The organism is Fictibacillus norfolkensis (assembly GCF_014836645.1).
Taxonomy (GTDB): Bacteria; Bacillota; Bacilli; order Bacillales; family Fictibacillaceae; genus Fictibacillus; species Fictibacillus norfolkensis.
Genome location: NZ_JACSQM010000003.1, coordinates 374,418 through 389,814 on the forward strand (window position 1 = coordinate 374,418; position 15,397 = coordinate 389,814).

A 15,397-nucleotide genomic window follows, 5' to 3' on the forward strand; every position below is an offset into this window, starting at 1 on the left:
AAATTTCTTAACATCCTTCACCATTTAGCGGCTTCCGTCGTTTTGAACTAGCTTTACCATCATGTTTGCGATGGCGTGTCTTTCGTTTTCATCGGCCACATTCCAAAGATCGGCAAGAACTTTTTCTTCCTCGTTTTTTGGTTCTACGTGGTTCGCTAAGTAGCCACCGATCTCAGTTGCTAAGTTCGAGATCGTATCGTGGTTCATACCTTCGTGTTCCGCGTGATTTAAACGCTCTGCCAAGAAATCTTTCCATTGACCAAAGTTGTCTAATACAGACATGCTGTCTCCTCCTTCAAGGTTGATACAGCATTAATATCTCTTAGTTTCACCCTTTTTATACATGTTTTTTTTAAGTAAACCACGATCCGTTGATCGAAAGGATATGACCAGAGATATAATCCGCTTTTTCGCTCATTAAAAATTCAACAGCATGCGCAACTTCACGTGGTTCTCCAAACCGTCCAGCAGGTATATCGTCAGCTAATGAACGCTTCTCTTCATCTGTAAATTGGTCCATCATAGGGGTGGTTATCACTCCAGGAGAGATGCCATTTACTTGTATATGACTCGGAGCTAACTCTTTTGAAAGAGCTTTAACAAACGTATTCAATCCGCCTTTTGCGGCAGAATAGACCGTTTCACATGCAGCCCCCACTTCTCCCCAAACGGATGTGATCATGATGATCTTTCCAGATTTTTTTTGAATCATGCTAGGCACAATCGCTTTTGTCAGTGAGATTGCACTTACAAGATTCAATTGCATCGTCTCTGTTATAGATTTTTCGGTAAAATCCGTGAGAAGGCCAAAATGAGCCGAACCAGAGTTATATACGAACACATCTAGGGGGACTTGAATTTGATTCCATAGGTCTTCTGATCCACCTGCTTTAGACAGATCAGCACATACCATTGAGACAGGTACACCGTATTTGTCCTTCAATTCTTTCTGAAGCTTTGCTGCAGCAGTTTGATTGGTGTTGTAATGAAGATACAACTGAAATCCATTCGATGCTAACATATGACTGATCTCTCTTCCGATCGCTCCTGATGCTCCTGTAACAAGCGCGTTTTTCACAGTTAATCCCTCATTGCTGTAAAAAAACACCCTACCACAGCAGGATGTTTTTAAATTTATTATGACTTCTTTTTTTGTACTTGGCAAACGGTCATGGCTTCTTTTTTAAAGTGGTTTTGTAGGACACTTTCCACATCACGAACAGTCAGCGATTCAAAAACTGGGATCACATCAAAGAGGTCCATCTCATTGAACGCATAGCGAGTGAACTGATTCGCAATAAATTCAGGCGAGTTCAATGATCGTAAAAATGCACCTATCTTCTTTTTTCGTGCACGATCAAATGAATCTTCATCAATCGAGTGTTGCTTAAAGTCTTCAACCATACCTGAGATTCTTTCAACGAATTCATCTGGAGATCCAGTATCTCCTCCGAGCATGCTAAAACCAAACCCATTCTCTTCTGTGTAATCAAAAGAAAAAGTCTGATCGATCAATCCTTCCTCATACAATGTTTCATAATTCGGTGAGCTTTTTCCGAACATCATCTCCAAAAGAAGATTTACACTTAGTTCATGTTTCATTAACTCTTTTCCTTGACGATTTGGAGCTGCTTCTTTATAGCCCATATAACACTTAGGAGTCTGTACGGTCATCTCGATCACTTTCTTTGTTTTTGCTACCGTTTGTGGCTCTTCGTCAAAGAATCGTTCGATGTTTTCTTTTTCTTTAAACGTTTTTTGCGATTGATTGTCTTTAACAAAACTTAAAATATCTTTAGCATCTACCGGACCAACGATAAAGAGGATCATGTTGCTTGGATGATAAAACGTTTCATAACATTCATACAGATCATCTTTTGTAATCTTAGCGATAGATTTTTCAGTTCCAGCGATATCGATCTTTACTGGGTGATGGTGATACATATTTTCAATCAGCCCAAAATAAACGCGCCAATCCGGGTTATCGTCGTACATTCTGATCTCTTGACCGATGATCCCTTTTTCTTTTTCGACCGTCTTTTCTGTAAAATATGGTTCTTGTACGAAGTCGATTAAAGTTGTTAAGTTCTTCTTTACATCACCCGTTGTTGAAAACAGATAAGCCGTTCTATTAAATGTCGTAAAAGCATTAGCAGATGCACCTTGTTTACTAAAATCTTGAAAGACATCTCCATGCTCTTTTTCGAAAAGTTTATGCTCAAGAAAATGTGCGATTCCGTCAGGAACTTTCACATTTTCATCTTTGCCTAACGGTTTAAAGTGATTATCCACTGATCCATAATGTGTCGTAAATGTAGCGTATGTCTTATTAAAGCCTTTCTTTTCTAAAACATAAACCTTTAACCCATTCGCTAGTTCTTCATAATGCAGCGTTTCGTCTAATTGATCAAACGTTTTCATTCCCATTCGTGCCAGCTCCCTTCAAGAAGAAAATGGTATCTAATGTTACCTTTTTAGCTACTGCAACCACATCATCTTTTGTTACTTTTTTTATTCCTTCCATCCAATCTTCAATAGAACGATTCGTACCTGCAACAACATTGTGATACAGGACTTCTGATAGACCGATCGGGTGGTCGATCGTCTCTAACACTTGATTGTTGATCATCGCTTTCGTCTGTTCGAATTCAGAGTCTGTGATCTTGCCCTTCTTCATTTCTTCATGCTGTTCTTTAATAATTTTTACAGCTTTTTCGTAATTGGCAGTCTCAATTCCGCTCATAACAAAAACAGCTCCTTTATGGCTCTCGAACCGAGAAGCTGCATAATAAGCCAAACTTTCTTTTTCACGAACGTTCATGAACAATTTGGAGTGAGAAAACCCGCCAAAAATCCCGTTAAACACTTGTAGCGCGAAATAATCATCATCTGCATAGGTAGTATACGTGCGATAACCCATGTGTAGCTTTCCTTGTTGAACATCTTGCTCTTCAAAGATTTCCTTAACTTCAGAGATCCTTTTTTCATCTGCAGCATTAACCGCTTTGGTCTCATCTTCTTTTCTATCTTTTGAAAAACGGAAATGCTTACTAACCTTGTCAACCATCTCATCTGTTGAAATATCACCGATCACATAAAGGTCGATCTTATCATTTCTAATCACTTCTTGATAATAGTCAAACAGTTCTTTAGGTGAGATCGAATCTACTTCATCACCGTTTCCATAAACATTTAATCGATAAGGCTCTGAGTCGTACATCTCTTCTAAAAGCCGTTTGTTTGCATAACGCATCTTATCATCATAGATGGATTCGATCTGTTGTTTCAGACTGCGTTTCTCTTTTTTTACGATTCCCTCTTTAAACACATCACCTTCAAGAGCAGGAGCTAAGAGAACTTGAGATAATAAATGGAAAGCTTTATCAAGAACAGGTTCTGAATTGGATAAAAATTTCTCATTTGCTACTTCCATTCGAATACTGATCACTTGATTCTCGCCTTTTTTGGAAAGATCAGCATTTAATGTAGCTCCATAAAGGTCGTCCAAAGCACTTCTCAGCTCTTTTGAAGAAGGAAAATCCTTTGTACCACTCTGTAAGACATAAGCAAGCAGCGCTCGCTTTGTAACGTTCTTTTCATTGATTGGTTCTTTAACCTGTAGTATGAACGATGTGGTCTTATACTTTTTCGTTTCTATCGTATGTACAGTCATTCCGTGGAGATCGGTTTTTTTATGATTAACAATTCCCATTGGATAAGTACCCCTTTCATTATGTCTACATCCTAGTTTACCCATTTTCGATACCTGACATGACATTCCTCCTTGTAAAACAAAAAAAGTCCACCGAACGGCGGACTTTTTATTATATGTTACACAATGATGTTTTTGAAAGCAGTTGATCTCCGTTTCAGGATGCTCGCTTTCCGCGGGGCAGGCGGTGAGCCACTTTCGTACGTTTCACTCTTAAGTGTCTCACCTGCCCGCCTGTCCTAGCCGAGAGTCTCCCACCTTCCACTACAATCAACTGTTCAAAGAAGATAATAGAAATAAAAGCAGCAATCCTGAATAATACCGCCATTTTAAAAGATATCACGAGAAGTATCAGTTTTTTATCTTTTTCCTTTTTCATAAGGTGTTCCAAGAGCTTTCGGTGCGTCCGCACGTCCTACAAGCCCTGCTAAAGCTAGTATCGTAAGTACGTATGGAGCGATTAGCAAGAATACTTTTGGAATATCTTGCAGACCTGGAATCTGAGCTCCAGAAATACTGATCGCTTGTGCTAGACCAAAGAATAGGGCAGCTCCTAACGCCCCTAGTGGATGCCATTTTCCGAAGATCATGGCAGCAAGAGCCATGAAGCCTTGCCCTGTGATCGTGGAGTGTGTGAAATTCCCTGAAATAGAAGCCACATAAACAGCTCCGCCTAGACCAGCTAGAGCACCACTCAAAAGAACGCCAACATAACGCATCTTTTTAACGTTGATCCCCATCGTATCTGCAGCCATCGGATGTTCACCTACAGAACGAAGGCGAAGACCAAATGGTGTTTTGTAAAGAACATACCATACGATTAGAGCTACAAATACTGCTAGATAAGAAGTCAGATATGCATTTGAGAAAAATAGTTTACCGATTATCGGAATATCTGACAGGAACGGAATATCACTTTTTGATATTCGTTCTGAAATAACAGGTGTTTGACCTGCATTAAAGATTTTCTTTGTTAAGAAGATCGCGAGTCCTACAGCCAAGAAGTTGATTGCAACACCACTAACAACTTGGTCTGCTTTTAACGAGATACTTGCAACAGCATGAATGGATGCAAATAGAGCTCCTAAGATCATAGCTACAACAAAACTGACCCACGGTGCTGCACCAGCTAATCCGAACTGCTCACCATAATAGATCGTCACCGCGCCTGTAAAAGCACCAAAAAGCATGAGACCTTCTAGGCCGATATTTACAACTCCTGAACGTTCACTAAAAACGCCACCAAGAGCGGTAAAGATCAAAGGAGCAGCCGAAACGATAGCAGCAGGAATGATTAGTGCTAGAATATCCATAAAACTCATCAGATCTTACCTCCTCTGTTCACACGGTTCATCAACCAATGAACAAGATAGCTGCACGCAACAAAGAAGATGATTAAAGCGATAACGATTCCAACAAGTTCTGTCGGAACTCCAGCCATAGCTTGCATATTCAGTGCACCAATCTTTAATCCGCCAAACAATGCAGCACCTAAAATAACACCGATCGCACTGTTAGCACCAAGCAGTGCAACAGCGATTCCATCAAATCCTACTCCGGTAAATCCAGCATTGATCGTCATGTATTGGTACGTACCGAGACCTTCCATACTTCCGGCAATCCCCGCGAAAGCTCCTGAGATGGCCATAGAAAGAACGATATTTTTTGAAACGTTAATCCCAGCGTATTGAGATGCATGCTGGTTGAACCCTACAGCACGAAGCTCATAACCTAATGTTGTTCTCCATAATAAAAACCACATGATCACTGCCGCAACGATTGCTATGATGATTCCAAAGTGAAGTGTAGAATTGTCTGTTAGCTCTTGTAAAAACGGTGAAGCTAGAGAAGCTGATTCTTTTACATTCTCTGTTCGCTCACCTGGAGCAAGCATGAAATTACGAATGATTTCATTCGTGCTATAGAGTGCTATATAGTTCATCATAATCGTTGTAATTACTTCATGAACTTTAAAACGTGCTTTTAAAATACCAGGAACAGATCCCCATAATGCACCTGCAACACCTGCAGCAAGTACGGCAAGAGGAATATGAATGATTGCTGGGGCATCAACAAATATACCCACATAAACAGCAGCTAGCCACCCGACTAAAAGCTGTCCTTCTACTCCGATATTGAATAATCCTGTTCTAAACGCAAACGCAACTGCCAACCCTGAAAGAATAAGAGGTGACATCTGTCTGATCGTTTCACCTCTATAATAGGATTCGCCAAAAATCCCTTCAAAAAGAGCAGCATACGCTTCAATGGGTGGATATCCGCTGATCAGCATGATAATTCCGCCGATAAGAAGTCCTAAAAATACAGAAATAAGAGGCACAAGAAACTTCATTTTGTTTTTATTATTCTGCATGAACGGCACCTCTCTTTCCTCCAGCCATCAATAGGCCCAGTTCTTGTTCTGTTGTTTCTTTCGGGTTTACGATCGCAACAATTTTCCCTTCATACATGACGGCAATCCGGTCACTCACGTTGATGATCTCTTCCAACTCAAAAGAAACGAGTAGAACGGCCTTTCCATTATCCCTTTGTTCGATGAGCTTGGAATGGATGAATTCGATCGCCCCAACATCAAGACCTCGAGTTGGCTGAGCTGCGATCAAAAAGTCCGGATCTCTGTCCACTTCTCTAGCGATGATCGCTTTTTGCTGATTACCACCAGATAGTGCACGTGCTGGCGTATAAGCATCAGGTGTACGAACATCGTATTCTTCGATCAGCTTTTTAGCTTTGTCAAAAATCGGTTTAAAGTTCAATATGCCAGATTTAGAATAAGGCTTCTGATAATAGGTTTGAAGAACCATGTTTTCTCCTACTGAAAAGTCCAAAACAAGTCCATGTTTGTGTCTATCTTGCGGAATATGACTCAGACCGTTCTCTGTAACACTTCTAGGAGACTTATTCGTAATCTCTTTATCACGCAGATGTATCGATCCTTCATGGACTTTATGAAGACCAGTGATGGCCTCTAATAGTTCAGATTGACCGTTTCCGTCAACTCCAGCGATTCCAACGATCTCCCCAGCATGAACAGTCAGGTTCAACCCGTTAACTGCAGGTACTTTTCTGCTATCATGAACGACAAGATCTTTGATCTTCAAAACAGCTTCTTTAGGAGCAGCATCCCCTTTTTCAACTTTAAAGTTTACTTCACGACCAACCATCATCGCCGCTAGAGAATCAGGGTTAGAATCGCTAACATCTACCGTACCAACGCCTCTACCTCTTCTTATTACTGTACAGCGGTCACAAACTTCCATGATCTCTTTTAGTTTATGAGTGATGAGGATGATAGACTTCCCTTCATTAACAAGCTTTTTCATGATCTGAATAAGTTCTACGATTTCTTGAGGTGTTAACACGGCAGTCGGCTCATCAAAAATGAGAATATCCGCTCCTCTATAAAGCGTTTTCAAAATTTCTACACGTTGCTGCATACCAACTGAGATATCCTCTATCTTTGCGTAAGGATCTACACGTAGTCCGTATTGATCAGAAAGAGCTTGTACTTCCTTAGCCGCTGTCTGGAGATCAACTTTCCCGCCTTTTGTAGGTTCTTTTCCAAGGATGATATTTTCGGTTACAGTAAATTTATCAACGAGCATAAAGTGCTGATGAACCATCCCAATACCAAGCGAGTTGGCAATATTCGGATCATTGTTCACCACTTTATTTCCTTTTACGAAGATCTCGCCTTGTTCTGGTTCATAAAGACCGAACAAAACGTTCATCAGCGTTGATTTTCCTGCACCGTTCTCCCCTAGTAATGCATGGATCTCCCCTTTTTTTACTTGTAGAGTAATGTTATCATTCGCTACGATTCCAGGGAATTCTTTTCGGATATTGCGCATGTCGATTACATATTCCATTTTCTTGCTCCCCCCTTATATGCATAAGGAAGGACTTGGCTCATGCCAAGTCCTGGCCTATTATTCATTTCACTTGAATTATTTTAAGTTCTTCTTGAACTCTTCAAATTCAGCGTCTGTCTTAGGAACTTTCACTTCGCCAGCGATGATTTTCTTTTTGAAATCTTCAACAGATTGAAGTGATTTCTCTTCAACGTTCTCTTGAGTTGGAGCGATACCTACTCCATCTTCTTTAAGACCGAATTCTACAACTTTCCCACCTGGGAACTTCCCGTTCATCGCTTGCTCAGAAACTTCATAAACTGCTTGGTCTACACGTTTTACCATCGAAGTAAGTGTTACGTTCTCAGGCATACCTTCTTCGTGCTGGTCACGGTCAACACCGATTACCCAAACATCTTCACCGTTCTTCTTACGGTTTTTCGCTTCAGTGAACACACCCATCCCTGTTCCACCAGCAGCATGATAGATTACGTCAGCTCCTTGTTGATAGAACGTGTTAGCGATCTGTTGCCCTTTTTCAGCTTTGTTGAAGTCTTCTGCATATTGAACAAGCACTTCAGCTTTAGGGTTCGCCGTTAATACTCCAGCTTTAAATCCGTTCTCAAACTTCTTGATCAGTTCACTGTTTACACCACCAACGAATCCTACTTTGTTCGTTTTAGATTGCATACCAGCTACTAGACCTACTAGGAATGAACCTTCATGCTCAGAGAACGTAATATTCGCTACGTTATCACCTTTAACAACCATATCAACGATTGCAAGCTTAGCATCAGGCTGTTGTTTCGCTACTGTTTCTACATCAGTTCCCATTAAGAAACCGATACCGAAAACCACATCGTATTTTTGACGAATCAGTGAGTTTAGGTTTGGCTTGTAATCACTTTGTGCTGTTGATTGTAAGTATTTGAAACCTTTGCTCTCTTCTAAACTATTATCTTTACCGAACTTCGTTAGACCTTCCCAAGCTGACTGGTTGAAAGACTTATCGTCTACACCGCCAGTATCAGTTACCATCGCTACTTTGAAGTCTTTTTTCTCTCCTCCGCCAGAAGACTTCCCGTCATCAGAAGATCCACATCCGGCAAGAATCGTACCGGCAGTTAACATTGCAGTTACCATTAATCCTAATTTCTTTTTCAAGTCATTTTCCCCCTGTAAGTGTTTTCATTTTAATGACTAAAACCAATGCTGCAAAATGAAGTACCGATCACCCCCTAAAAATGACTTTAACTATAAGCGCTTTCTTAAAACTGAAAACATAAACTTATCAGATCTAAAATAGTTGCAAGAATAGAGTACAGGTTCATCAAATTGATCGTAGTGCATTTGTTTCAAGATGAGGAGTGGAACGCGTTCATCGCTTTCCAATATTTCAGAAACTCTGTCGTGATATCCGATCGGTTCAATGTTTGTTACCGCATACATAACACGTCTACCTGTTTCTTTTTCCAACATCTCTAAGAATGATTCATAATCGTGCAATCCTTTTGCAGGGAAAAGGTGTGCTGGCATATGATCTTTACAAAAGACAACTGGTTCTCCATCTGCAGTACGGACACGTTCCATCATTATGAGTCCTTCAGGCAATGAATCGTTAAACTTACTAAGCAGCTCTTCCGTAACGTCAGTCATTTGCGATGTTAGGAAAATAGTCCCGGCTCGTTTGCCGCCTCTTTCTATCATATCGGTCACACTGTAGAGTTCTTCAATCCCAGATGAGAACAAAGCACGAGTTCTTACAAATGTACCAACACCGTGTTTTCGAATGAGTACGTTTTCATCTTCTAGTATACGAAGCGCCTCACGCAGTGTAGCTCTTGAGATACCAAGCTGTTTTGATAACTCAAACTCAGAAGGAAGTTTTTCTCCTTCTTTATAGATACCTTCTTCAATATCTTTTTTTAACTTTTCAATCACTTTGATGTATAACAAGCGATGGTCAGCTTTTATTGACATTACAAAACCACCTTAACTAAGTTGTTCGACGTATGACAAATTATTAGTAGAATCGACATTACTATACCATTTTTATTTCTATAAATAAATACTATTTTTACAAATTTTTAATAGGTATTCGTTGGATTTTACATAAATTGAATTAAATTCCATCCATAAATGAAAACGAGCCCGCATGAGCTCGTTTTCCTACGACCTATGAACTAGAAGCTTCTTTTTCATCCGGCATAGCGGATATCAGCACTTCTCGAGGTTTCGATCCTTCATATGGTCCTACGATTCCTTTCGATTCCATCGAGTCGATTAATCTTGCCGCCCTCGAATAACCGATGCGAAATCTTCTTTGAAGCATAGAAACTGAAGCTGTCTGCATATCAACGACTAATCTTACAGCGTCACCAAACAGGTCATCTTCAGACTCCATAATCGCAGGTTCTGCTTCTTCAGTAGGAATCATCTCTGCTTGGTATTGAGCTCTTTGCTGCGTAACACAGTGATCTACGATCGCTTCAACTTCTTCATCTGATAGAAACGCCCCTTGAACGCGAACGGGTTTTGATGCTCCGGATGGGAAGAACAACATATCTCCTCTCCCTAAAAGCTTCTCTGCACCACCCATATCAAGTATGGTTCTAGAGTCAGTTTGGGAAGAGACACTAAACGCAATTCTAGACGGAATGTTCGCTTTAATAACACCTGTTATTACATCTACAGAAGGCCGCTGTGTCGCAATAATCAAGTGGATCCCTGCTGCTCGAGCCATCTGAGCAAGACGAGTGATCGCATCCTCTACGTCACCTGAAGCAACCATCATCAAATCAGCTAGTTCATCAACAATAACTACGATATAAGGTAAAAAAGGCTGTTTTGCATCACCTTTAGCATTTTGTTTTCGTATCGACTCATTGTACCCTTCTATGTTTCGTGTACCGCTATGGGAAAATAGCTCATACCTGCGCTCCATCTCAGAGACCACTCTTTTTAATGCTTGAGCAGCCTTCTTCGGTTCAGTGACAACTGGTGCCAAGAGATGTGGTATTCCGTTATACATATTTAATTCAACCATCTTTGGGTCAATCATCATCATTTTCACTTCGTGTGGTTTGGCCCTCATTAGAATACTCGTAATAATACCGTTTACACAGACACTTTTACCACTTCCGGTTGCTCCTGCAACAAGCAAGTGAGGCATCTTAGAAAGATCTGCGATGATCGGTTCACCAGAGATATCTCTTCCTAAACCGATGGCGAGTGGTGATTGCTGGCCAGAGAACTGCGGCGCCTCAAGCACTTCTCTTAATGTTACCATCGAGATCTCTTGATTCGGCACCTCAATCCCAACAGCTGATTTTCCTGGTATCGGTGCTTCGATCCGGATATCTTTTGCTGCTAATGCCAAAGCCAAGTCATCTGATAAATTCACAATCTTGCTTACTTTAACACCTACATCTGGGTATACTTCATACTTTGTAACTGCCGGCCCCAGGTGAACTTTAAGAACTTTTGCTTTTACCCCAAAGCTTTCAAACGTTTTTTCAAGTTTTTTCGCGTTGCTTTTGCTTGCAGCATATTGCTTGTCTTTATGCTGACCACTGTTTTGAGGCGTTCTGAGATGTTTCATCGTAGGAAGCTGATAATGTTCGTTCTGAATCACTTCATCACCAAAATTAACAGGTAAAGGTGAAGGTGTCGGCTCATCTTCAGCTCCTCTAGCATCCTTTACATCTTCTTTATCTTCATTCTCACTGTACATCTGAGGTGCAAATTTCAACTGAACCCCGCTCTCTGTTTGTTGAACTCTTTTTGTGAAATCTTCTATTACTGGATCTTCAGAGATGATGATCTCTTCTGTATCTTCTTCATCATCTACAGTTGCGGGCTTTAAATTTTTCTTTTCTTTTACTTTTTTGGTTCTTTCTTCAGAAAGTGATGCTTTCTTTTCTTGTATGTATTCTTTCATTTTAGTAGTTGCTGAACTCGATGTATCTACTAGTTTCTGAAGAAGAACTGATAACGATTTACCCGAAATCAATAGAAGGCTTCCTATTATTAAAAAGAAGATGACAAGTTTTGTTCCTTCAGCACCAAACAAAAAATAAAAAAGAGCAAAACCGATAGCTCCTACAATTCCCCCGCCAATATCATTGGTTGAGGTTTCCCCTTGAAGCTGCATCCAATAAAGATCCCAAGTGTTTCTTATGACAGAAGCGTCTTTCCATTCCCCGCCGTTAGTTAAATGTTCAAACAAGGTCAGGTGGCTCAATACTAGAAAAGAGAAGAAGAGTATATATACACCTGTTAATTTTTTGGATACCAAAACCGGCCAGCTTCTTTTCCATATCAAATAAAAAGATAATAATATACAAGCAAGCAGAAGTATTCCGTACCATTCTCCACTAAAAAATCGCAGTAGATGAACAAAAGCCATTCCTACATTGCCCATCTTAGCAAGTGCTAGAGATGACAATGCCAAGATGGTAAGCCCTGCTATCTCAAACGTCAGCTGCTCTTTCCATCTGCCTTTATTTTTAGCTTTCTTTTTTTTGTTTTTTGCCATTTTTTTCACCTCACTAGCATGCAATATTATGTATGTATGAACAAAAATAGAAAGAAAAGCAGCCCTGCAAATCAGAAGGCTGCTTTAAGATAGTATAGCATAATTCTTAGATGACTTTTTTAAAAATTTCGCAGCACCATTCCAGGTTGACAGTCTTCGAGTAAAAAATGAGAAGGGTCTGTGCTCATGATCTGAACGATTCTTGTTTCATCACCCATACGTTCTACGAGGACAGGTACATCGTTATAAAGTATTACATTCTGCGCTGACTGTTCGTTTCCTTCTTCCGGAAACATCAATTCAAAAGGCTGCATCGTATACCAGATCATTGTGGCAATCCTTTATCATCTTCTTTTTTGTTCGCTTCGATCAACTCATTTAACTTCTTGATCGCTTGACCCACTCCGCCTACCGCGTTTATGAGTCCATCGCTTACCGCATCTGTTCCAATAACATTCGTACCTATATCTCGAGTTAGGTTCCCTTTAGAAAACATCAGTTCTTTAAACCGCTCTTCCGTGATCTCGGAATGACTCGTTACAAAAGAGATCACACGGTCCTGCATCTTGTCTAAATACTCAAACGTTTGCGGTACCCCGATGACAAGACCTGTTAATCGAACCGGATGAATCGTCATAGTAGCCGTTGGTGCGATAAACGAATAATCAGCGCTGACCGCTATTGGAACTCCTATGGAATGTCCTCCTCCTAAAACGAGGGATACACTAGGCTTTGAAAGAGAAGCGATCATCTCAGAGATGGCAAGACCAGCTTCCACATCTCCACCAACTGTATTCAAGATCACAAGTAGCCCTTCGATCTTATGGTTCTGTTCGATGGCTACTAATTGCGGAATCAAATGTTCGTATTTGGTCGCTTTGTTGTTAGGAGGTAGCTGCATGTGTCCTTCGATCTGTCCTACGATCGTCAAACAATGTATGCTCGAGCCTTCCATTGTAGGTACGTTCGTTTGTCCTAAGGACTGTATTTTTTGTATAAGTCCCGAGCTATCGTCCTTCTTAGGTGCATCTGTTTGTGGTGCTTCTGTTTCTGGTGTCTGATCCATAATTCATACCCCTTCTAAGTTAGGTTCTTCTTAGTATGGGCGTAATTTCCATTCATATGAGAAAAAAATAAAAACCCGCTTTATCAGCGGGTTAAATTTCCATAATGATCGGCATGATCATTGGTCTTCTCTTTGTTTTTTCAAACAGATACTGACTTAATGTATCTCTTACGTTTGACTTCAGACTTGACCATTCTTTCATATTTTCGTTCATGCACTTTTCAAGTACATCACGAACTTTAGTATTTGCTTCGTGAAGAAGAGCTTCACTTTCACGTACGTACACAAAGCCTCTTGAGATGATCTCAGGTCCTGAGATCAGCTTATGAGAATCTTTACTGATCGTAACAACGACCACTAAGATACCGTCTTGTGATAAAAGTTTACGGTCACGAAGCACGATGTTTCCGATATCTCCTACACCAAGACCATCTACTAATACGTTTCCTGAAGGCACTTTTCCAGTTTTTTGAGCGAATCCGTTAGCGAACTCTACAACTTCACCTTTATCCACGATAAAGATGTTGTCTTTTTCAACTCCAACTTCGATCGCCAATTTTTGATGCGCTTTTTGCATCTTGTATTCACCATGAACAGGCATAAAGTATTTAGGTCTCATCATACTGAGCATGAACTTAAGTTCTTCAGCACTACCATGTCCTGATACATGGACCTTCTTCTGTCCAAAGATAACGTCTGCTCCTGTACGCATCAGCTTATCAACCATCTTAGCAACTGAAGTTTCATTGCCAGGTATCGGGGTAGCGGCAATTACGACTGTATCTGAAGGACGAAGAGCGATCTGTTTATGCGATTTTTGTGCCATTCTAGACAACGCTGCCATAGATTCGCCTTGGCTGCCTGTTGTTAAGATGACTACTTTGTCATCGCTGTAATCGTTTGCTTGATCGATCGTTACTAATAGATCTTTTTCAAACGTTAAATATCCTAGCTGTGAAGCAATATCGACAACTTTTACCATACTTCTTCCGTTAACAGCGACTTTTCTGTTTGTTTTTGCAGCTGCGTTCATGACTTGCTGAACACGGTGTACATTTGAAGCGAAGGAAGCGATTATGATTCTTCCTTTTGCCGCTTGGAATACATCAAGGATCTCTTGTCCAACTTGTGCTTCTGGACCTGTAGATCCTGGTCGTTCTGCATTCGTACTGTCTGAAAGCAGACACAGTACGCCTTCTTCAGCCAGGCTCGAGATCTTGCCAAATTCGGTATGCTGTCCATCGATCGGTGTATGATCGATCTTAAAATCACCAGTATTTGCAATAATTCCCTGTGACGTGTGAATTGCAATACCTACTGCATCTGGAATACTGTGATTTACGTGGAAGAAGCTTACCTTCGCACTGTTGAATGAAAGCTTTTGGTTCGTTTCAATCATATTTAATTCTGTGGAACGCAAAAGTCCCGCTTCTTTTAATTTTGCTTCTACTAGTCCTAATGTCAAACGTGTTCCATAAACAGGTACAGGTACTTGTCTTAAGACATATGGAAGGCCACCGATGTGGTCTTCATGCGCATGAGTTAAAAAGATTCCAGTCACACGCTCCAGGTTTTCCTTCAAGTAGGTCACATCTGGTATGACGATATCAATTCCAAGCATTTCCTCTTGAGGAAACATCAGACCTGAGTCCATAACAAAAATTTCCTCACCTGTGTCCACTACATACATGTTTTTGCCGATCTCACCGACTCCGCCCAAGGCAAAAACTTTAATTTTATCTCTATTTTGTTTTGACAATGTGTATATTCCTCCTATGTTGTATGTAAAAAATCTATAATCCCGATCACGTCACTTACAAACATTATACTCTATGAGAGGAATACAAAACAAGACTGAGCAAAAGACAAATAAAAATAAGGTTATCGTTGTACGTAATAGTATTCAAACTTTGGGTTTAGATCTTCTGTTTTTACACACCACTGATTATGAATAAAGCTAAAAAATCGTCCGGCCGAAATATCATAAAAGAGTAGAATCTAGTCTCTGATTCAATATTTCTTGATTGAATCAGGGCTTTTTTGTTTTAAAAGGTAGCTGTTGTGGCTGTTTGATCTAGTTTGAGCCGTAAGTTTTGTTAGTGGAAATCGCAAAGTTTAATAATTTCACGGTAATCCATTTTATTTTCACGGTAAATCAAAATATATTCACATATAGAGCCAATAATTTCACGGATAAAATTATTTAAACA

At 40.3% G+C, this 15,397-nt stretch carries 13 protein-coding genes; all 13 read right to left on the reverse strand.

The features are described from left to right. Positions 1–24 precede the first annotated feature (24 nt). Positions 25–282, reverse strand: a complete 258-nt coding sequence (locus H9648_RS09170; protein ID WP_191753573.1) for a DUF3243 domain-containing protein — start codon at positions 280–282, stop codon at positions 25–27. A 70-nt stretch (positions 283–352) separates the two neighbouring features. After that, the gene (gene ymfI, locus H9648_RS09175; RefSeq protein ID WP_191753574.1) at positions 353–1,078 is read right to left on the reverse strand and encodes an elongation factor P 5-aminopentanone reductase; all 726 of its coding nucleotides are present in this window, start codon (positions 1,076–1,078) and stop codon (positions 353–355) included. 59 nt (positions 1,079–1,137) lie between these two features. Then, positions 1,138–2,427 (reverse strand): EF-P 5-aminopentanol modification-associated protein YfmH, encoded by a 1,290-nt coding sequence (gene yfmH / locus H9648_RS09180; RefSeq protein ID WP_191753575.1) that lies wholly within the window; start codon positions 2,425–2,427, stop codon positions 1,138–1,140. Next, the gene (gene yfmF / locus H9648_RS09185; RefSeq protein WP_191753740.1) at positions 2,408–3,706 is read right to left on the reverse strand and encodes an EF-P 5-aminopentanol modification-associated protein YfmF; all 1,299 of its coding nucleotides are present in this window, start codon (positions 3,704–3,706) and stop codon (positions 2,408–2,410) included. Before yfmF ends, yfmH begins: the two co-directional genes overlap by 20 nt. Positions 3,707–4,071: 365 nt before the next feature. Then, positions 4,072–5,034, reverse strand: a complete 963-nt coding sequence (locus tag H9648_RS09190) for an ABC transporter permease (protein ID WP_191753576.1) — start codon at positions 5,032–5,034, stop codon at positions 4,072–4,074. Then, positions 5,034–6,086, reverse strand: a complete 1,053-nt coding sequence (locus tag H9648_RS09195; RefSeq protein ID WP_191753577.1) for an ABC transporter permease — start codon at positions 6,084–6,086, stop codon at positions 5,034–5,036. Before H9648_RS09195 ends, H9648_RS09190 begins: the two co-directional genes overlap by 1 nt. Beyond that, complete coding sequence (locus H9648_RS09200; protein ID WP_191753578.1) at positions 6,076–7,602, reverse strand: ABC transporter ATP-binding protein; 1,527 nt, start codon at positions 7,600–7,602, stop codon at positions 6,076–6,078. Before H9648_RS09200 ends, H9648_RS09195 begins: the two co-directional genes overlap by 11 nt. Positions 7,603–7,680: 78 nt before the next feature. Next, complete coding sequence (locus tag H9648_RS09205) at positions 7,681–8,748, reverse strand: BMP family lipoprotein (RefSeq protein ID WP_318243508.1); 1,068 nt, start codon at positions 8,746–8,748, stop codon at positions 7,681–7,683. A 90-nt stretch (positions 8,749–8,838) separates the two neighbouring features. Continuing rightward, on the reverse strand, positions 8,839–9,564 hold the full coding sequence (locus H9648_RS09210) for a GntR family transcriptional regulator (protein WP_191753579.1): 726 nt from the start codon (positions 9,562–9,564) through the stop codon (positions 8,839–8,841). Between the two features lie 196 nt (positions 9,565–9,760). Further along, on the reverse strand, positions 9,761–12,121 hold the full coding sequence (locus H9648_RS09215; protein WP_191753580.1) for a DNA translocase FtsK: 2,361 nt from the start codon (positions 12,119–12,121) through the stop codon (positions 9,761–9,763). 119 nt (positions 12,122–12,240) lie between these two features. Then, positions 12,241–12,450 carry a YlzJ-like family protein gene (locus H9648_RS09220; protein ID WP_191753581.1) on the reverse strand — a complete coding sequence of 70 codons (210 nt, stop codon included), beginning with the start codon at positions 12,448–12,450 and terminating at the stop codon, positions 12,241–12,243. Then, a complete protein-coding gene (locus tag H9648_RS09225) occupies positions 12,447–13,187 on the reverse strand; it encodes a ClpP family protease (RefSeq protein WP_191753582.1) in 741 nt (246 codons plus the stop codon). Before H9648_RS09225 ends, H9648_RS09220 begins: the two co-directional genes overlap by 4 nt. A gap of 91 nt (positions 13,188–13,278) precedes the next feature. Beyond that, positions 13,279–14,946 (reverse strand): ribonuclease J, encoded by a 1,668-nt coding sequence (locus H9648_RS09230; protein WP_191753583.1) that lies wholly within the window; start codon positions 14,944–14,946, stop codon positions 13,279–13,281. Positions 14,947–15,397 lie beyond the last annotated feature (451 nt).